The 21,691-nt window shown below is 37.5% G+C and carries 11 protein-coding genes; all 11 read right to left on the bottom strand.

All coding sequences use genetic code 11. The features are described 5' to 3' along the window. Positions 1-11: 11 nt before the first annotated feature. Positions 12-2,027, bottom strand: a complete 2,016-nt coding sequence (locus tag BUC16_RS03985; protein ID WP_073368104.1) for a DUF2264 domain-containing protein — start codon at positions 2,025-2,027, stop codon at positions 12-14. A gap of 18 nt (positions 2,028-2,045) precedes the next feature. Beyond that, positions 2,046-4,406 carry a glycoside hydrolase family 2 TIM barrel-domain containing protein gene (locus BUC16_RS03980; protein WP_244534336.1) on the bottom strand — a complete coding sequence of 787 codons (2,361 nt, stop codon included), beginning with the start codon at positions 4,404-4,406 and terminating at the stop codon, positions 2,046-2,048. A 177-nt stretch (positions 4,407-4,583) separates the two neighbouring features. After that, positions 4,584-5,594 (bottom strand): glycoside hydrolase family 43 protein, encoded by a 1,011-nt coding sequence (locus BUC16_RS03975; RefSeq protein ID WP_084546088.1) that lies wholly within the window; start codon positions 5,592-5,594, stop codon positions 4,584-4,586. Positions 5,595-5,607: 13 nt separating this feature from the next. Next, the gene (locus BUC16_RS03970; RefSeq protein WP_084546087.1) at positions 5,608-7,284 is read right to left on the bottom strand and encodes a S41 family peptidase; all 1,677 of its coding nucleotides are present in this window, start codon (positions 7,282-7,284) and stop codon (positions 5,608-5,610) included. Positions 7,285-7,354: 70 nt separating this feature from the next. Beyond that, positions 7,355-8,482, bottom strand: a complete 1,128-nt coding sequence (locus BUC16_RS03965) for a glycoside hydrolase family 43 protein (protein WP_073368100.1) — start codon at positions 8,480-8,482, stop codon at positions 7,355-7,357. Position 8,483: 1 nt separating this feature from the next. After that, on the bottom strand, positions 8,484-9,341 hold the full coding sequence (locus tag BUC16_RS03960) for a glycoside hydrolase family 16 protein (protein ID WP_073368098.1): 858 nt from the start codon (positions 9,339-9,341) through the stop codon (positions 8,484-8,486). Between the two features lie 133 nt (positions 9,342-9,474). Then, entirely contained in the window at positions 9,475-14,223 is a 4,749-nt protein-coding gene (locus BUC16_RS03955; protein WP_073368096.1) for a glycosyl hydrolase, read from the bottom strand. A 526-nt stretch (positions 14,224-14,749) separates the two neighbouring features. Beyond that, on the bottom strand, positions 14,750-16,015 hold the full coding sequence (locus BUC16_RS17875) for a RagB/SusD family nutrient uptake outer membrane protein (protein WP_244534335.1): 1,266 nt from the start codon (positions 16,013-16,015) through the stop codon (positions 14,750-14,752). A 3-nt stretch (positions 16,016-16,018) separates the two neighbouring features. Continuing rightward, positions 16,019-16,735 carry a RagB/SusD family nutrient uptake outer membrane protein gene (locus BUC16_RS17870; RefSeq protein WP_244534334.1) on the bottom strand — a complete coding sequence of 239 codons (717 nt, stop codon included), beginning with the start codon at positions 16,733-16,735 and terminating at the stop codon, positions 16,019-16,021. Between the two features lie 13 nt (positions 16,736-16,748). Beyond that, positions 16,749-20,075, bottom strand: a complete 3,327-nt coding sequence (locus tag BUC16_RS03945; protein ID WP_084546086.1) for a SusC/RagA family TonB-linked outer membrane protein — start codon at positions 20,073-20,075, stop codon at positions 16,749-16,751. A gap of 397 nt (positions 20,076-20,472) precedes the next feature. Beyond that, complete coding sequence (locus tag BUC16_RS03940; RefSeq protein WP_084546085.1) at positions 20,473-21,627, bottom strand: glycoside hydrolase family 88/105 protein; 1,155 nt, start codon at positions 21,625-21,627, stop codon at positions 20,473-20,475. Positions 21,628-21,691 lie beyond the last annotated feature (64 nt).

Below are 21,691 nucleotides of genomic sequence, written 5' to 3'. Positions count from 1 at the left end.
AAATTCTTAAACTACTTATTAAAATCAATTAACTTCGTTGTGCCATTAGTAAGTTTAATTACAACTGCACCATCTTTTTGTTCCAAACTTTTTACGGGAGCCAACTCTTTTTTAGTCCATTTCTCTCCAGATTTTTTCCAGAGCATAACCGTGGCATAAACATTGGATTCCTTGTTGTCAGGATTATAAGCAGCAGCAACATCAATCACCTTGCTGGTTTCGCTTTCCGGGTGCAAACCTTTGGCCGAAACCACTTCTGTTGTATCCCAACCTAAATACGGAATCATGGCCAATTGGTATTTTCCATTATCAATAATGGTCACCTCTTTCCCTTTTACTTTTCTGGTCACGGTCGTAATTTCTTTGTCAAATTGTGGCAAAGCATAATGTCCCAATCGAACAGCAACTGGAACAGTACTACTGTTTTTGTCTATTCTTAAAATTCCGTTTGTTAAAGGAATATCTGCCAAATTCATTTTAATGTTTTCATTCGTTTCCAAAACGGCATCACGATAATAAACACCTTCTTCAAACTTTTTGAAAGTATATAATCGCAACGGTTCCCATTCCTGTTTTTCATTTTTAAAAACATAGTTCATCGCCACTTCGCCATTGACACCATCGGCCTGCCAAGGAAAAGCACTATTATAAGAAAGGCGATTGTAATTTTCCGTTGATCGGAATCCCTGCCAATCGTCCTTTTTCTTGGCATTGCACCAGGCTCTTATCTCCGAAGCCCCAATGGCCGGGTAATCAGTAATTAAAATTTTCGAACCTTCTTGAAATTTATTATAAACCTGGTCTTTTTTGAATTTGGTTTCCCATTCTCCTTCATTTTCTTTTGCTGTCCAAAAAGGATTGTTATCCGGCAATAAAAGTCCCAGAAAAGCTTTTCCCATCCAGTACACGCTTCCCCTGCAACTATACACTTGCACTGCGGGTTCAAATGCTCCGTAAAAACCAAGTGTGGGCACATTGTCTTTCATAAATTCCGGGTGCTCCAGAAATTGTTTCAAAACTCCGGATGAAATTCTTCGCAACCATCCATTATTGACAGCAGGATCATTTTCCAATCCCATAAAAGGAAAAGCGGCAATGGTGCCAATTCTATAACTAATACTGCGTCCAAACATAATCATCTCCCCGTTGCGGCTAAACATTGAGGGATAATTGGAATTGAGATCTTTGAAATTGCTTCTGAACTTTGAGGCATATTCCGGATAATATTTATTCCCGAAATATTCAGACCACAAAGCTCCATACAATTGGTAGCCCCACATACTGTAATAATCATAGGCTGGGTTATCGTTGTACCAACCCTCTCCTCTATAATCGGCTAAAGATTTTTCCAAATATTCAACCAGCAATTTCTCGTTAACGGCATAACCCTGCTCTTTGAAAAAGCTCAACACAAAAATGTTGAAAAACTTCCAATTGGAGGATACCGTAGGGCCATCGCCATAACTCAGCATGGATTTGGCCAATGCATCTTTTTGATCTTGGGGCAATGGTTTCCAAAGCACTTCAGGATTGGTCATCAACGATATTGCTATAGCACCATATTCCACCAAATTCTGGCTTGGACCTCCATTTTTGGCACGGGGAACAATATAAGAAGGACTATTGGGATCGATTAATTTACTGAATTGATGCCTGTAATAATCGGCCACCTTGATATTGTTGATCACCAAATCGGGATTTTCTTTTAGAAGTGGAGAGGCAATAAACAATGTCCTGCTCAACCCCTCCAATTTCTCCGTAGGCACTCTATCTTCACTTAGAGGATAACTTTTTCCAGGTTGTTTTGGGAACTTCATTGGATCATCCAAAGTATGGACATAACTAAAGGCACCTTCCAATAAATAAAGTGCGGCCTCTTTCCAATGCTGTTTCGTCATTCCTGTATATGGACTCAACTTGTAATCAGGATTTTTCACTTGAAACACATTATCCTTGTTTTCTTTTTGTTGCGAAAACAAGGACAGGCTGAGCATGGTGGCCAATAATAACGTTTTAAATCTATTCATTTTTTTTATAGTTAGTATTTACATTTTTTTTGTTGACTGTATCTTGATTGTTTTTTTGACCAATCCTGGTGAAGTCACTTCAAGATTAATGACTCCCGATTCATTATTGCTTTTTATAATTACCAAAGCGCGTCCATGCCATGCCTTACGGGTATTGGCAACATACAAATCAGTGTCTTTTAAATCAGCATTGTCAACCCCAACAATTGTTCCGGCACCCGAAACATTAAATGCCAGCTGATTGGTTGCATTTGGATTTAAAACACCTTTATCATCCGTAATTTCAACACTTACATATACAAGATCCTGACCATCAGATTTTATAATTTTACGATCAGCTGTCAATTTAATTTTGGAAGCATTCTTTGCTGTTTTCAACAAAACCGATTCAACTTCTTTTCCATTTTCCAAACCAACAGCCTTTAATTCGCCGCTTGCATAAGGAATTGTAAACGTTGCTTTAAACTCTTGTGCCTTGGCTGTTTCTTTCTCTCCAATATTTTTTCCGTTCAAGTACAGTCTTACTTTTGGATATTTCGAATATACTTCTACTTCAATATTTTTGCCTTCATAACCAGGCCAGGTCCAGCTTTCCCATGTTGGCCAAACAGACCAAGACGTCAATTTAATTGCTCCGCTTTCTGGATTTGGCTCCCGAACAGCCATGTATATGTTTTCGTTGTCATTATAAAGCATGCTTCTGTAATGCGAAATTGGTTTTCTCCAACCCGTTAAATCTACATCACCGCAATAGGCACCATGCCATGGATACAAATTTGCCGTCCAGTGCTCGCCCTCTGTTTCTCCTGGATAGACATAGCGCCCGATTCCCGATTCGCCCAAATAATCCATTGCGGTCCAAACAAAATCTCCTATGATATAATTGTGTTTTTGAACCAAATCCCAGTTCGCAAAAGCATCTTTGGGATACGATTCTGTCTGCACAATAATTCTGGAAGGCACTCTTGCATGATCTGATTCTGCTTTATGCAGCTGATAATTATATCCGGCTACATCATGAGCAGCCATCAAAGGGTCAAAAATATCCCAGCCTTGATTCCAAGTTGTCATTGCCGATGTCACTGGACGCGTGGCATCTATGTTGCGAATGGCATTTGCGAGCATTTTTGCCGTTTCGACCGCTTCGGGTTTGGTTCTCTCTATTATTTCATTACCTATACTCCACATAATAATGGAAGGATGATTTCTGTCCCGTAAAACCATTGATTCTACATCATGTTTCCACCATTTATCAAAAATACCGGCATAATCATGAGTGGTTTTCTTCTCTCTCCAGCCATCAAAAGCTTCGTCTATCACAAGCATCCCCAATCGATCGCAAGCATCTAAAAAGGCTTCGGAAGGAGGATTATGGGAGGTTCTAATGGCATTAAATCCTGCTGCCTTTAGTAATTCCACTTTTCTTTCTTCGGCACGGTCATAAGCGGCGGCACCCAGCGCTCCATTGTCATGATGCACGCAACCTCCGTTTAACAATACTTTTTTACCATTTAACAGAAACCCTTTTTCGGCACTAAAATCGATTGTTCGAATTCCAAAATCAGTTGTTACAGCATCAATACTCTTTGAATCCTTCTTGATCGTCACTTTAGCTTGGTATCTGTCGGGAAATTCAACCGACCATAATTTGGGCTTTTCGACTATTATGGTTTGAATTGCTTCTTTTTCTTCGTTTGGCAGCAATTCCATTTTACTTTCCGAATCTGCGACACTTTTACCTTTTGCACCGGCAATAACTGTCGAAAGCGAAAGTTTTTGCAAAACGGCGGTTTCATTTTTTATGACGGTTTTAACCTGCACGGTGGCCTTGTTGTTTTTTACCTCCAAAACGGTAACGGCCACACCCCAATTTTTGACATGAACAGGATTCTTTACCATTAACCATACGTTACGATAAATACCTGAACCGCTATACCATCTGCAATTTTTTTGCTGCGAGTTGTCTACCTTGACGGCTATCGTGTTTTTTTGTCCAAAATTTAAATAAGCAGAAAGGTCATACTCAAAAGAAGTGTAACCATAAGGCTGGATACCCACTGATTTACCGTTAATAAATACCTCGGCATTCATGTAGACTCCTTCAAAATAAATGGCAACCTTTTGGCCTTTCCATCCAGAGGGCACGGAAAATGTTTTTCTGTACCAAGCTTTTCCCATTGGATAGAAACCGCCATCTCCGGCACTTGGATTGTTTTTTTCTGATTTCCCTTCTATGCTCCAATCGTGGGGCAAACTTAATTTACGCCAAGTACTGTCATCAAATCCTGCTGCACTATACTCCGGCGAATCGCTTAATGCGAATTTCCAATCCGAATTAAAACGTTGTTTGCGTTCTGCCAGCCCATTATCTTGAGCCATACCTTTTGAAAAACAGGTAATTACAACGAGATTAATTAAGAGAAATGACTTTAAGATTTGTTTCTTTTTAATCATTATTGTCAAGCTTTTGATCATAAAATAAATTTTCTTCTTTAAAAGTATTGTCCGAGGTTAAAATTATCGAACTATTGTCTTTAACAGCAATCAAATCATCATTTATTTGCTTCCCCATTTCTTGATTAAAGCCTGCTTTTCTTTTTCCGTGATTCGAATAACGGTTCCGTGCCTTGGGTGAAAATTCATGGATATGGCGTTGTCCACAACAGAAAAATGCTGAAAATCTTTGGTTTTTGTAAACTGGTATTTTCCTTTCATGTACATGTCGTACATCAAAATATATTCATCCGAGTCAATCAATTTAAAAATTCCCGATCCTTCAACGGCTTCGTCTGTTTGATCAAAAAAACCTTCTTGTTGCACGTAACCTTCCGTCAATTTATCTGAAACAGCTTGTCGAATGCCTCCTCCCGAACTTTCGTTCTTGAAAAACAAATGGTACTTTCCCTCATTAAAAACAATATCGCCATCGATGCAAGCACTATTGGACGGGCTGTAAAACAATTGCTTGGGCGTGGTGGCCAAAGCCGTAAAATCTTTGTTGGCATAGGCATAATAAATAATGTCCGGTCCTTTATCCCCCAACATGGACCAATAAACCATATACTGTTTTGTTTCCTTATCATAAATGGTTTGTGGCGCCCAAACCCGTTTTACGTCTCCAAATTCCTTGGGATAGGTTTGAGGAATATTGACAACTGTGGAAGTCCAGTTAATCAAGTCGGTTGATTTCATCAAAATCATGGCCCGGTTGGAACTCCATCCTTTGGCGGAAACCATGTCGGTAACCACCATGTAAAATGTTTTGCCGTCGGCTCCCCTTAAAATATGGGGATCACGAATGCCTCCCGAAGAACTAATGACTTTGGAATCAATAATAGGTTGATTGTTGTTCAAGGCTTGGTAATTATAACCATCCGTGCTCAAGGCAAAATGTATAGCCTCTTCTTTTTGGCTATTTCCTGTAAAATATGCGAACAGATAGCTGGAATATTTAGCTTCCTTGGTTGCAATTGAAAGCGTATTGCAGGAAACCATGCTTGCCATTAAAAAACAATTAACCGCCAAAAGAGCTTTGCGCAAAACAGGTGTGTTGAAAATTTTATACATAAATCAGTTCTCTTTATTTTTTTGTAGATTTTATTAATTCAATCCCTTTAAGAATATATTGATCCTTAGTAAAATTTGATGTGGTTTCTTGAACAAAGTGATCTATTTTCAAGCCTTTCCTTTGAACGCCTGTTCCATCTGGATAAAATCCTCCCAGAACAGTGAATCGAAATTCTGTCCCATCAGGCAGTTTGAAAATGGCAATATTCATTACAGAACCTGCTGTCGTTTCACCTACAGTTATACATGTAGGAGATGCTTGAATAGCCATTCCAATATACTCAGCCTTACTTTGAGTGGTATGATCTACTAATAAAATAATCTTTTTATTATAGTATTTTGAGTTTTTACTACCACTTTTATCAGGATCTATTATAATACTAATCGAAGGCTTACCAAAGCTTGCCAATGAAGGTCTATTTCCTAATGGCGATAGAACCTTAATAAATTCTTTCCTGTCTGGATAGGTATGTTGTGTAATATCTGACCCTCTAATATTTTTTGGATAATTTCTTAAATCTATTATAATTCCATTTGTGTTGGAAAATTCTTCAAATGCTTTTTTGATATCCTCTTTAGAGATTGTTTTTAAATTTATATAGCCAATATTATCATCCATAATTTGCCATTCTTTTTCAATTCTAAAAAATGGTAAATAAGAATAATCTTTATTTTCAAAGGTTTTATAAAGATGAATATATTTTGTAACAACAGAATCGTTTCTTTTTATTTTAACTTTGACGCTATCTTCTATATTACGCAGCAACCACCCAGAAAGCCCTTTTGAATAAGTATCATTCGAAGAAGAAAATTTTGATTGTATATTTTGCTTTTGAAGTGATTTAATGTCCAGGTCATTAATTTCAACAATCAAATCTCCCAATCTCAAATCATCTTTTTCTCCTAAATTTTTATTAAAAATACTCCTAACAACTAAAGTGTCATTAATATTCTTTATTCCGATTGGAGGCCTAAATTTAAATAGAGAATCGGCTACTGTTTTTGATAAATAACTAGAATGTGAATCATTAAGTGACACAATTAAACTGGTCTTTGCCAACTCATATTCTAATTGAGAATTACTGTTTACGAAGCTATCAATAAAATAATCTAACTGACCAAACCAGTTTTTATCCATCAGATATTTATTTACATCATAATATTGGATAACGTTCCAAAAACTGAATAACTCTAATAGTCTATGGCTTTTTAATTTATGGTCAAATGCTTTAAATCCTTTCTCATTTTCGAAAGTCGGAATTCCACTTTTTGAAGTGTAGTAGTTACCTATACTTGTATTGTTTTCTAATTTTTTTAACTTGGTATAAAGTTCTTTATTTCCCGAATATTGTTCAATCCAGTTATAATCAAAATTTTTTGTGAATAGATTATCCGTATTTGTCTCGGTCTTTATTTTACTTTCTTTGACTGATAAAACAAAATTTAATAAAAACGCATCGAGGTTTGTTTGGGTATGTACACCTTCAAGTTTGTCAATATTTTCAACAAATGTTTCGTCCCAATTGTAAGTTCCTTTACTTATTTCGGAATGATGGTATTTCATCAACCCCCAAACAAGCCCGAATTGCTTGTATTTTTCGGTGCTGCTGATTACAGATTTTTCTTGGGACATCATTTGTACAATGCAACAAAAGCAAAATGTAATTGCCAAAATAAATTTTCTATTCATTAATCCTTTTTTTTATCAATATTAACCATTAACAGATGCCAATACAAATTATATCAAGTAAAAATTCGATTTATTGTTTTTTTGAAAAAACTGCCAGATTCCAAGTTTCCAACCATTCCAAAACTGGTTTTCCATTGTTGAACTTTACAGGAAGCCAAACATAAGTGCCGTCAATCGGGTTATCGGGTTTCCATCGATCGGCCATAAAAATAAATTGATCTTTTTTTCCTTCCACGGGCAAGACATAAGTGCTTTGCGAATGAAATGTAAGCGAGGCATCTTTTCCAACGCATGGATTACCGAGAGATTTCCATGGCCCCCAAATGGATTTGGATTTAAACGAGCGCGCCTCATTGGGATCCCAGCCCGTACAGCCGGAAGTTATCATGTAATAAACCCCGTCTTTTTTAAAAATGGCCGGTGCTTCATTATGACCTGCAGGCTCCACTCTTGTCCATTTCTCGGTAAAATCTAAATAATCATCCGTGAGTTCAGAAATATGGAGTGTCAAATTATCTTCTGCGGCATGTACAAGATAGGCTTTATTGTCATCATCTACATAAACGGTCATGTCTCTGGACATCTGTCCTTTTTCAAAATCACGTCGAACCAGCATTCCGTTTTTGATTGCTTCTCGCCATTCTGGACTCCACGACTTTAATGCATTTTCATTAATTGCTGCAGACTTGAACTTATCGTTGAAGTTCATTGGCCAAACTCCTTTATTGGCGCGGTATGATTTTTTAAATTCAAAAGGTCCTTTTGGATTATCACTTATGGCAACAGCTGCCCTGGCGGCATCGTAACCTTGTCCTTTCAACTCCAAATGAAACCACATCACGTACTTTCCTGTTTTTTTATTAAAAACCACTTTTGGACGTTCTATAATGCAACCTTTTGTTATTTCGGAATTAGGATCTTGTTCCACCTTTAGAACAATACCCTCGTTTTTCCAGTTGTACAAATCTTTTGAGGAATAACAGCTGACTCCTTTCAAAGATGTATTTCCTCCACGGCCCGAAGTCTTATATTCTCCGTACCAATAATAAGTCCCGTCAACAAAAATTACCCCGCCTCCATGCGCATTAATATGTACTCCATCAGTATCTTTCCATTGTTTTCCCGGAGCAAAATAATTGCCTTGACTGAAAACAAAAGAACATACGAAACTTATAATTATCGAATATTTTAATCTCATTTTACTTCTTTTTTTGGTAAACCCTTATATAATCTATTATGTATTTTGATGGCAAACTAGCCGTTGTATATTCCCCACCATTCATTCCTCCTACCGCCAGATTTACCAATAAATAATGGGGCTGCTGAAATGGAATTATACTTTGACCGGGATCATTTATTGTTTCTTTCAAATCCGTTTCATTCAACAATTGATTATCTACATACAATTTAATTGAATGCTCATCCCAATCCATTCTCCATACATGAAATTCATCTGCCCACGAATCCTCTTTAAAATCAGTCAACGGAACCGTTTTACTGTCCCAGGCCGTAGTTCCTGTATTCGATTTCCATGCTGCATTGGCCAATATTTTTCCCGTATAATATTCCATTATGTCTATTTCGCCATTTGCTGGCCAATTTCCCTTTACCCCCAGGGTCCAAAAGGCTGGCCACATTCCTTTTCCAATTGGAATCTTGGCTCGCATTTCAAATCGTCCATATTGCCAGGAATGTTTTCCTCTCGTAATTAAACAGGAAGAAGTCACTTTTATGGAATCTCGGTTTTTGCGCCAGGATTTATGATCATAAGAAACAAAACCAGGGTTTATTCTGCTTTCTTTTTTGGCTTCGATTACAAGAAATCCGGTTTGGCAATAAGCGTTCTCCTTTTGATACCATTGATTTTCATTGTTTCTGACAAAACCTTCCTCATAATTCCAATTCTTTTCACTTGGAGTTCCGTCAACATTGAATTCATCGTTCCAAACCAAACGATATCCCTTATATTTAGGAGGCTTTTCCTCATTCTCAACAAAACCGGAAATCAGAATCAATACAATTCCGAAAACCAAAAACTTGAAAGTGAACAATTTCATTTTACATGCATTTTTTTAATCAAAATTAATCGCAGGACATTTCTATAAGTTCCATTATTATGATAAGGGATCCCTAAAGATCCCTCTTCAACTAACTAAAAACCCAATAAACTTCTCTTACATCTGCAATTCATTATTTTTTAATAATACGAATGGTTTTATCTGGATAAGATTGAATCTTTATCAAGTAAACTCCAGTAGTCTCATTCTCTATATTCAAATGAACTTTACCATTTTCAACTGGGTAATTCGCTTTGGAAATTAATTTACCTCCAACAGTATAAATTGCTATAGATGCCGAATCATCATTCGTTGGCAAAATAACATCAAATTGACCCGAAGTAGGATTTGGGAAAGCTCTTACTACATCATAAGGAGTTTTTGAAAAATCATCAACACCCAAACTAATATTTGCATTCACTAATTCATTGATTTCTGTGGCACCCAAAGCACGATTGAAAATTCTAAACTCATCCATTGAAGCATTTAAAAAAGGATCGGCAGGCCACTGCGATTTGACAAGATAATTGGCTGTAGTTTTGCCAAGTCCTGATGGTTTAAGCGTAACCGTTCCACTGGCAATTTCTACACCATCGGCATAGATTTTACAAACATCCCCACTTTGAACCAACGCTAAATGCACCCATTGGTTTATAGGCAAGGTATAAGTCCCCATCACTTCGGCTGAATTTCCACCATAAGAAATTTTATATCGAATTTTATCCCCGCCATAATAAGGTATAAAAGCCATCCAACTTGCCGTATCGTATCCAAAATCAAATATTCTGGTATTATTTGTTATAGCTTTTGAATTCACCCAAGTAGCAATGGTAAAATCATTTAGACCCTCCATTATTCCTTCTTTAAGCTTGACGTAAGAAGTTGAAGTTCCATTAAAATCAGCTCCACTTCCTGCCTTGCCTGTTGTCCAGGTTGTGGCAGCAGCCAAAGTTCCATCATAATAGCCCCATTGATCATGAGCATTTAAACCGGTATTCTCACTAAAATCAAAATAAGCATGTTGTCCTAAATTAGGTCTGGAGATGATTACTTCTGATTCCATTCCTTCGCCAGCAAGATTAAAAGCAGCAATTTTATAATAATATGTTGTGCCATTTAGAGCCGTTAAATCAACATAATTCGCAGATTGGGCTGTTGCAATGGTTGTAAACGGACCCGATTGGGATGTTGAACGTTTTACATAAAACTCGGCATCATACATATTACCCCACTCCAATTTCACCTTGGCATCACCAGAAGCCAAAACAGCATTCGAAACTTTTTGAGGAACCACTAAATCTAAAGTGCTCACCGTAAGCGGAGCAGATTTTGGGCTTTCCCCTCCCGTGTTTAAGGCGGTTACTTTATAATAATACGGAGTGTTTTTAGTCAATCCTGTATTTTGGAAACTGGTTCCGGTTAGATAAGAAGCGATAAGCCCATAGGTGCCATCAATAGTGTTTGCTCTCCAAAGATTATAAGCATCGGCTCTATCTGCAGCAGGCCAATTTAAATTAATGATTGTAGTAGATATTGCTTCTCCACTTAAACCGCTAGGAGCATCCGCAACGACAGCTTTGATAATTGTAATTACGGGAGAGATCGTTTCAACATTATCTTTGCCTACCACTTTCAAACGATATTCTGCTTTAGAATGCACCACATCATTCACGTTAAGAACTGTCGAATTAGTTGAATCGTAAAAAACAGAGAAATCAGCCTCTCCTTCTAATTTTCTTTCGACAGTATATTTCTTGATTAACTCTTGATTATTACCAGTCCAACTGATTGTGGCATTTTGAAAATCTGATGACAACTTATAACTTAAGGTTTCCACCAAAGTTTTCCATGTAGCAATGTATTCTCTTGCTGGATTATAAGCTTTTGCCAAAGCATTTTTGGCATAATATTCTCCTGCTGGAGTTAAAACCACATAATCAGTAGCTGTACTTGAAATTACTGGTGCAGTTTTAAGCCACACATAACTTTCCCAGTTTGGGTTTCTTGTCTTAAAAGCATCATTTATGGTAACATACAAAGCTCTGGAATCCTGCACCCAGTTGTATAGGGAATAACGCTCCACATAATCGGTAGTTTCAAGAACGTCCAACACTCCTGCCAAATCATTTTTATGCTTCGTCGCGTTTGCATCTGTAAGCATTATAGGACCATCAGGAAAACTATTTCCCGTCCAGTTTGCACCTACATTCCATTCTGTAATCCAAATTGGTCTTTTGTATCTGTCATAAATATTTTGCAAGTCACTTTTCCATTGTGCCGCAGACTTATACCAATAACAATGCAGAGCTACATAATCAATTCGATAATTTTTGGCTTCTGCTTGAGCCATAAAAGTACCCATCCAAGGATTAAACGGATCTGATGTGGCTGGAGAACCAACTCTTAAGCCTGATTTCAAAAGACCTGGCCATCCATTTATCGCAGCCTCGACAGTCATATTTGCCTGATCAGGACGGTCTGGTTCGTTAAATCCTAAAAGATGTGTATATCCCTCTTTTGTATAAGCAGGGGTAAATGAAGGCCAACCTTCACTTTGTCTTATAGGCACATATTCCACACTTGGTGTTGTATCGAGTCCTGTATTCCAATTGTAAAACCAAGTACTGTTTGTTGCAGCTAAAACTTCGTTAGATCCATTGGCAAGACCTTTTTTAGAAACCTCATTCCATTTCATTACTCTAATGAACGAAATTGTTCCATTTAAATAAACCGGTAAAACTGGAAATTCTAAATCTTGAGTTGATGCTATAAAAACCCTGCTATATCCCAATCCATCAGCATTAGTGGCAAAGGTAGCCATATACCCTTTTTTTAATTTGAAGGACTTGATCACATTGTCAAATGAACCCAAAGCAGTATGTGGAGTAACTGTTGCATATTGTTGTGACGTTCCTCCAAAGTTTTCTTCCGTATAGACTTCCAACGGCAGTACGGTACCAACAGCCGAATAAGGAGCAACAACAGCACCTGATCCATACATTGAAACCGACACATTCACGCCATTACTTGCAGGATTACCGTTAACCGTAATGAAATTCAAATAGGAATTAACCACTACTGTTGGTTTGATATTTTCAAAATACAAACTGGCAGTTGTTGCATTTAAATCTACTGTTGAATTGATTAAAGGATTGTATGCATTTTTTAAATATAAAGAAGCAGATCCTTTTAAAACCACGATTGATTTTGCAAAAGCACTAACATTCAAGTTGGTTGCAGTTTCCAAAGTTTGCGCAGAAGGAGCAATAATTTTATCCGGAGCATACGCTTTATCCTCGTAAGTCACTGAACTGATTACCATATCCACGGCACCAGCCCCATAATTTTTACCGATAACAATTCTCGCAACTTGCTCTCTTTGAACCTTTAATTCTCCAATCCCAAAAACGGCTTGATCCCCTGTTATCGTGACATAATACGTACCTGCATTTTGAGCCGTGAAAGACAAATCCCCTTTTCTCAAAGCATTGGCGGCTCCTGTCACAAAACTTTTGGATGCAATCTCGGTTCCCGTCCCGTCTGCCAAGGTATTAACCTTAACAGTCATTTGAGATCCAGGGCTTGCATTTGAAATGTAGTCATAAATCCATGAAAACTGATAATCTTTGGAAGCTTCCAATACTACCGGAAAAGAATAAGTTGAATTTTGAACACTGGCATCATTCCATCCGATATACATTAGTTTTCCTGAATAAGCAGACCCATCCGATTCGAAAGTATGCCCAGTAGTCACATCCATAAATCTTGTCCCAGTACCGCTATTGGCAGTAGTAAAAATGGCAGGAGAGCTGGAATTAGCCCAACCATATACTGCAGGACTTTTCGAACCATCATTGACAAAACCATCCCAAGTATTAATCATGTTTGTAGATTTAAGCTTCAAATCTCCAATACCAAAAAGTGCGTAAGCACCCGTGAAGGTCACATAATAAGTACCTTCCACTTCTGAAGTGAATGTCAAATCGCCTTTTCTTAATTTATTGATAGCACCAGTTGTAAATGATTTTGAAACGAGAGCACCAGTTCCATTTGCAGCTGCTGATATGGCAACATTAATTTTGGCACCCGCAGCTGCATTTGCCACATATTCGTAAATCCAAGAAAATTCATACTGCAAGCCTTTTTCAAGCTTTATGGGATAACTGTAAGTTGATGCTGAATAACTGGCACTGTCCCAACGCATGTACATTATTCTTCCATTGTAAGCCGTACCATCCGATTCGAAGGTATGTCCAGCCGTTACATCAATATACCTAACACCACTTGTGGAGTTGGCAGTATTCCAAGGAAGAGTCGCATAGGTATTAGCCCAACCATATGCATTCGGCTTCCCTGAATTATCCCCGGCAACCCCAGCCCATCTACCTAGTAAATTATCTGATCCATAAACTATTTGCGAAGTCCCTGAAGGATCAGTTACAAGTTCAAGCGCTTTAGAACCTAAATAGTGGCCATCCTGATAAATATTTGCAATTCCATCTTTTACGGCATATCTGTAAGTTTGCTCTTGAGCATTATCTACAGAAGTGCTTAAATTAGTAATTAAAGGTAAAGCTGTTGTATTGTTGAAAGTATTTTTGTCTAAAGATGTTCTTAATCCTACCCCATAGGAGTTTTTGACTTCAACATCCAAGCCTCGACCCTGGGCCGCATTTATTTTAGCTTTTACCTCTAAAGTAAATTCAGTTGGAGATGACAATGGAAATGACAGGACATCAGGATTGACACCATCACTAAAAGTCTTGGAACCACTTAAAGTTGTAGCCAAATCTGTCTTGACCGGCAAAACGGGAGCCTGCGCATATATTTGAAATGCAGGGACTGACAACAAGAATAATAAAAATGTGTATAATTTTTTCATACGAAATTTTGGTTTTAAAAATTATTTTAAAATTTGAAATTGACGCTATGCTCAACTAGAATTCAAAAATTTTAGGCAATAGAAACCACCAGCATTATACCTTGAAATCTTGACAAGGATAATACTTGAACAGTCATTACTGTTTTTTTGGTATAACTATTTAGGGAGTTTTCGTTTTATAATATATGTAGAATGCAGCTATATTTATTAAACACAAACACTATGGTAATTACAGAGCGAGGTGTTTTATACCAAGACAAATTCACCTGTCAGCTTCTGTTTTCCCGGAAAAGATCTACATCGGATTTTTGAAATCCAACACCATCATTAAAAAAATCCATAACTACAAAAGAAACTATCAAATTACCCCGGTAAGAGCGATAGAAGTCACCTTCTGTTAGTTATGGAATTTTTAGATTATGCTCGCCTATATACTTCTGCCATTTTAGACATCAATGGCAAGCACTACTTTTTCAATCAAATGTTTTTCCTCAAAATTTCATTTCAAGGTAAATCAAATAGATGATTAAAGTTGACTTTCATCTGCAACGGCATCCTGCCATTTATCCCAAACTTTAACACTGGCATCATAACCATCATAACCAAAGTTCTGGCTTAACTTACCTTTGATATTAGCCGTTATGGCACTGTTTGGTATAGGCCAGTAGTTATTGCGTTTGTCCATGGTATAGTACTTGGTACCATTTGGAACCACGATACCATTTGGATGCTTGTTGTAAAGTGTATAATGCACAATACGTTGATACCAATAACTACCTCCAGCTGAATCTACTCCAGCTTGTTTATCCCAATTGGTCTTACTGTAAGTTTGACCCCATTCATCCGGTTTTCCGCTTAGTGCAAGACAGTGCGAAATACGTTTTAACTCCACATTTCTCCATTCTTCCAAATAAAGTTCTCTTCCTCTTTCTGCACAAATATCACCAATAGTTACCGTGGTATACATTTGTGTGGCTTTAGCTCTTGCTCTAACAACATTCACGTCTTGGGCTGCCCCAGTAACATTGCCTTGATAAAAACGGGCTTCTGCTCGCAACAAATAAGTTTCAGCCAAGCGATACAAGTACCAATGGGCTTTACTTCCTGTACTGGCTCCTTGAAAATCAGTCGCATTTGGATTGGTTTCATTTACAACATCATGCAGATAGATTTTATAATGTGGAAAATCAAACCATTCACGAAGAGTATCTTTTGACAACAGAACGCCAGCGGCACTTTTCATTCTAAAATTTTGTTGATAGAATGTAGAAGTCTTGTCACTGTATTTAAGATCTTCCATATTCACCCAGTTACCTACAGTGCTATTATGTCTAAGATCTGCCTTATCCTCAACACCGTTCACAACCCACATAGGATGCTGTGAATAAGTCGAAGCACTAATAGTGGCAATACCACGTCCCAGTGCTCTTGCATAATCATAATTGGCTTGGTAATTAGCATTGTTCGATGCAAAACGATTTGCTGCTTGTTTACCATCAGGTGTTGTAAGAGTACCTGAATTCCAGTTTGGACCAAAAATTCTCATCGAGGCAAACGGTAAAAATGACTGTACTCCGCCATTAGGCATAACCAAAATCGCTTCTTTATTGGCAGCAATAACCTTGTTTTCAGGTCTGTGTAAATCCCAGACAACATTTCTGGTAATTGTCCAAGTTGTTGGATTTCCACCTGGATCAAAAGTTCCAAAATTGGCTTGCATCAAAGAATAACCCGATTGATTAATAAGAATATTGGCTTGTGCCTCTGCTTCCGCAAATCTACCAGATGCCAAATATCACTTAATCAACAACTGACGGCATGCCCCTTTATTGACCAAACCAAGATAAGGTAGTTTCGATTGCTCTGGTACCCATTCTACAGCCTTCTCCATATCTGCCGTAATCATTTCTATGATAGCTTCCTTTTTAGTAGAATAGTAACTCTGTTTTGGCACCTCCAAAATCTTGGTAATCAATGGTATGTCTCCAAATTGATATACTAGATTAAGATAACGGTAGGCTCTATGAAAATAGGCTTGCCCGATATATTTATTCTTAACGTCCTGGGTCAAACTTGTCACGTTATCAATATATGTCAATACGGTATTGGCATATTTAATGCCGTTATACCCTTCATCCCAGTAAAAACCAAGGTAAAAATCATCATTTGTTGCTGTTTTAAAACTTCCGGTAGGAACAATAGTCTTGGCAAAATCAGAAATAGTACTGGTATTATCCGTTTTTCCATATTTTGCCATATCAGAGAAAACATATTCCGTACCGATAGGCACACTATTACTGGCAGCATTATAATGAATGTAATTATTACGTAGCCCTTTATCGGCAATTGCCAAAGTAGCTTGCAAACCAGTTTCGGTAGTAAATGTAGTCTCAGGTTCGTAAAACGAAAGTGGGTCTGGCTCAAGAAAATCATCTGAACAAGAAACCAAAAGAGCAGTCGCTACTACCAAAGGTGCAAGTGTTGAAATTTTATTTTTTATATATCTTTTCATTGTCGAGTAATTTTTAAAGTGATAAATTAAAGCCTAAATTAAACATTCGTGTAGCAAGACCCCCAGTTTCCGGGTCACCATAATATTTCCATTCTTTAGAAGCAGCCCATGTTGCCACATTCTGAACCGAAGCATAAATTTTAAAAGTTTTCACATTCAAGCGCCCCAAAAGATCTTTGGGAAGCGTATAGGCCAACGAAATATTGTCCAGACGAATAAAAGTACGATCATATAATTTTGCTGTTCCGGCCCCTGCAGGACCTCTAGCATCAAGACGTGCCCAATCATTGGTAGGATTGTCGATTGTCCAATATGGATTTACAAATGGATTGTAGTTGTTGGTGTACAAACTACCATCGTTGTAAGTATTCATATAACGTCCATCAAGTGATTTGTGACCAGCATAGGAATACATGTTGATTGTCAAATCCCAATTTTTATAAAATCTAAATTCATTACGCAAAGACCAGTTAATCGGAGGAGCTGCTTCGCCCAAGAACTGTTTGTCTTTTTCATTATATGTTGGTTTCCCATTAACATCGTCAGCTGTATAACTGTTTTCTACTTTTGGATCACCTGGACGCTGGTTAACTTTTGCGGCTTCCACTGCCTCGTCTTTTTGCCAAATTCCAGTTACTTTATAATCCCAGATTTGAGAAATCGGTCTGCCAATAAACCATCCATTGGTCTTGTCATCAGACTCTTTAGTTCCAATGACATTACCATTGGCATCCTTTACATCTTCCATATTGCCATATAACGCATTAATGGTATTCTCATTATATGAAAAACCAAGGCTGGTTGTCCATTCAAAGTTAGGGTTTTTAATATTTACAGTATTGATGCTTACTTCAATTCCTCTATTTTCAACCTCTCCAAGATTGGTTGCAATGGATCCAAATCCAGAGAAACCAGGCAGACGTTGACTCATGATCATGTCATTGGTAACCATTCTGTAAATATCTATGGTACTTGAAATTCGGTCATTCAAGAACCCTAGGTCAAGACCAATATTTGATGCAGTTGTTTTTTCCCATTGCAAATTTGGATTTGCCATACGGTCAATTGCTAAATACTTCATGTCAACAATGTTTCCTGAAGGATCGACATACCCCATTGTTGCTCCAGTACCCGAACCTAAGTTTGCCAAAGCTATGTATGGATCAGCAAGCGATCTATTTCCATTTTTACCCCAAGACAAACGTAATTTACCTGTACTCAAAGGTTCCCAATTAAACCAGCTTTCTTTATTAAAGTTCCATGCAAATGCAACAGAAGGAAAAGTTGCATAAGGATATGAAGCTCCAAATGCCGAATATCCATCACGACGTACCGTTGCTGTCAACATATAACGATTATCAAACGAATAAAAAAGTCTTGCCATTAATGCATTGGCTGTCTGATGCGTGTCATTTGTAGAAAATGAACTGTTCAGAAGTGTTGCATTGGCAGTATTGTGGAACCCTAATGCATCTGATGGCTGAATATTACGTGCTCTAATAATATCTGACCATGTCTGAAGTTCTTCAGCTTCTTGAACAAAAGTGGCCACAATATGGTGTTTCTCATTAAATGTATGATCCCATGCCAATGTATTATTCAAGTTCCAAGTGAATTTTTTACCGCTTTCTCTATCTACTCCTATGGTAGCAGCACTCCAACCTTTATGTCCTGATGACTGAAAATAACGATTGTAAAAGAATTCATAACGTGGCGCAACATTAAATGAATACGTAATCCCCGCAGGCAAAGTTACTTTAGTATTGAAAATGGTATTCAACACCGTATACCCTTTCTCAAGCTCCATAAATTGGCGATCATAGTAATAATTATACCCTCCAATAGTTGGTCCCATCGGTTGTCTTGCATACTCGCCGTTTGTTTCTTTAAAGATAGAAAAAGGACTATTTCTCAACATGTTTGCATCCCAATAATTAGTACCGGTACCTACAGCTATGTCTCCATCTGAGCGATCTTGAAAATTAACGTTTGCTCCAAACTCAAGCCAATCCGTAATTTTGGCATCCACTTTCATATTTGCACGAACTGCATTATAATCATTACCCTGAATAGCGCCTTCTGCAGTCAAGTAACCCACTGACATATAATAATTTACTTTGTCACCTGCTCCGGAAACACTTAAATTATGGTCATGATTTAATCCTGTTCTAAAAGTACTATTATACCAGTCGTGTGTTTTTCCTGCAGTGAAATTCTTCAAAAGCAGAGCGTCTGTAATACCCAAACGACCTCCCCATACTTCATTCAAACTTTTTCCTTGTGTTTGCGCAGCTGGTTGATAGGCCAACCATTGTGCTTGAGATATACCATACTGGTCTAATTGATTAGGGTTTGAGAAATACCCCGCTTTACCAGCAGCCGTTCCTGTTATCCATGCCTCGTAATTTCCAGTTGCCGTATTCGTGCCGTACGACTTGGCAGTTTCCCAATCTTCACGATATTTTACGTACCCCTCTGGAGAATACACATCACGATACGCACTTTTGGTGTTTACCGTCATATTCGTGGTAACATTAATCATTGGTTTACCGGTCTTTCCTTTTTTGGTTGAAATAACAATAACACCCGCTGCCGCTTTGGAACCATAAACAGATGTAGCCGATGCATCTTTCAAAATGTCAATCTGGCCAATATCATCAGGATTAATCTCTGAAAGCTCACCATAGAACTGCATTCCGTCTAAAATAATAAGAGGTGAATTATGGCCTCCATCTGAATAAACGGAAGTTTGTCCACGAATTTGCAAAGACCCTCCTCCTTTTGCATCAGCTGAATAACCAACTTTTAGACCAGGAACGCCTCGCAATAAATCTTGGACTGTCTGTGGGTTTTGGTTTGCCAAAGCTTCCGCTTTAACCTGAACGATCGAACCCGTTAAATCCTTTTTCTTCATTTTACCATACCCCACCACAACAACTTCATCCAATGTAGATGCACTCTTTTGCATTTTCACTTTAATTGTCGTGTTTCCTTTTAAAGCAACTTCCTTGGTTGTATAACCCACAAAGGATATTTCCAACACTGCATTTTCATCTGCTTTCAAAGTAAATTTTCCATCAACATCTGTTATAACACCTATTTTAGTTCCTTTTACCGAAACTGTCGCTCCAGGCAGCGGCATTCCATCTTCATCATCAACTTGGCCATTTATGATTTTTTCACTCTGTACATTTTTTAGGCCTGTTGTACTTTTGTTGCTAATGGCGTATGCTTGAACTTGAGATAAGGAAACTAATACACAAACCAGGATAAGTTTCTTTTTTAAATTAAATCCAGATACGCAATCAGGACTTTTTTTAATCCTAATAAAATTTGTCATTTTTGGTTGTCATTTTGGTTAATTAATAATTTTGTTAGTTTGAGAATTACAGCTATATCGATATAATTAAAAATCACTTAAAGCCCTTTTAAATCTTCTTTAAGATTAACATATTCCATAGTAACATATAACTCACATTACAAATGTAACTGTAACACTTAATTCAATGGGGGGTAATTCCAACATTAAAAAAGGGTCAAATCCGCATTATTCGGTATAAAAGAGGGTATTTTTACATCAACAATAAAAAAACAAGAATAAAAATATACATTACACATATAATTAAGAATTCAAACACATGAAAACAAACCTCAACATATTGCTTTTTTACATAAAAAAGCAGTTGTGTTTTAAATGTTAAACACAACCGCTTTCAAAATCTTAAGCTTTAATCAAATCATTTTACAAAACGGCTCATTTCTGATGCTGCCAATAAAAATGCACCAACACCAAAATCGGATGTGGAGTTTTTATCGACTACTTGGCCAGGAATGGCTTTTTCACCTATAGGCTGAACATATCCGACTGTGCCATCCGCCTGAAGAGCAAATGTGATTAGGTAATTCCATGATTTTTCGACTACCGGCAAATAGGTTTTTTTATCCAAAATTCCATTATTGATTCCCCACAGGAAACCATAAGTGAAAAATGCCGTTCCACTGGTTTCCGGTCCTGGAGCGTGTTCCGGGTCTAGAATACTTCTTGTCCAATACCCTTCTTTTTGCTGGGCGTTTGCCAAAGCTTTTGCCATATCTTTAAAACGGCTGATATACTCTTTTTTATGTTTGGAAGAGTTTGGCAAATCTTGAATGATTTTGGCGTAGCCTGCAAAAATCCACCCATCTCCCCTGGCCCAAAAATCCTTTTTCCCATTGGCACTTTTGTGTTTGGGATACACGTATTTGGCATCACGGAAATATAGTTTTGCCTCATCGTCATACATAATGCCGTTGGCATGCGTTAAATAAGTATGTAATTTTTCTAAATACATTTCGTTTCCGGTAATCTTGTGCAACTTGGTCATAACCGGCATTACCATATACAACCCATCTACCCACCACCAATAATCATTGGCCGCAGTACTCATTTCATACTCCATCACTTCACGAGCACGAGCAATTTTATTAGGGTCGTTTTTTCCTGTAAAATTGTATAAATCAATATAGGTTTGAAAACAAATTTGCCAGTCTCCAAAAAGTACATGTTTGTCGTTTTCCCCATAATTGTATTTCCATTCCGACTTGTCTTTCGATTTGGCTCCCATCCATTGGTTTTTTTCTGCCCAAGCCATGGAATAATCCAAGTATTTTTTATTTTGGGTCACCTTATAAGCTTCCATGTTTCCGGTATGATAAGCGGCAACATTCCAAAAAGCATTACCCAATTCCGGATGCGTGTCTTGCCAGCGACTATTCACTTTATCAATAATAGAAATAACTTCTTTTTTCGATTGTTTTATTGCAGTTCTCTGCTGTACTACTGTACTTTTACAACCAACAACCGCCAAAGAAACAGAAGCCATCAGGATAAAAAATGAGTTTTTAAAATTCATGATTATTTTTAGATTAAATTTTTAAATATGTTGTAATCCTCTTTGTTTTTTGAGTCAAGGTTAA

It is taken from the genome of Flavobacterium fluvii (assembly GCF_900129545.1).
GTDB classification, from domain to species: Bacteria; Bacteroidota; Bacteroidia; order Flavobacteriales; family Flavobacteriaceae; genus Flavobacterium; species Flavobacterium fluvii.
The sequence above is the reverse complement of the archived record's forward strand: the minus strand, read 5'-3'. Positions and strand labels throughout refer to the sequence as shown.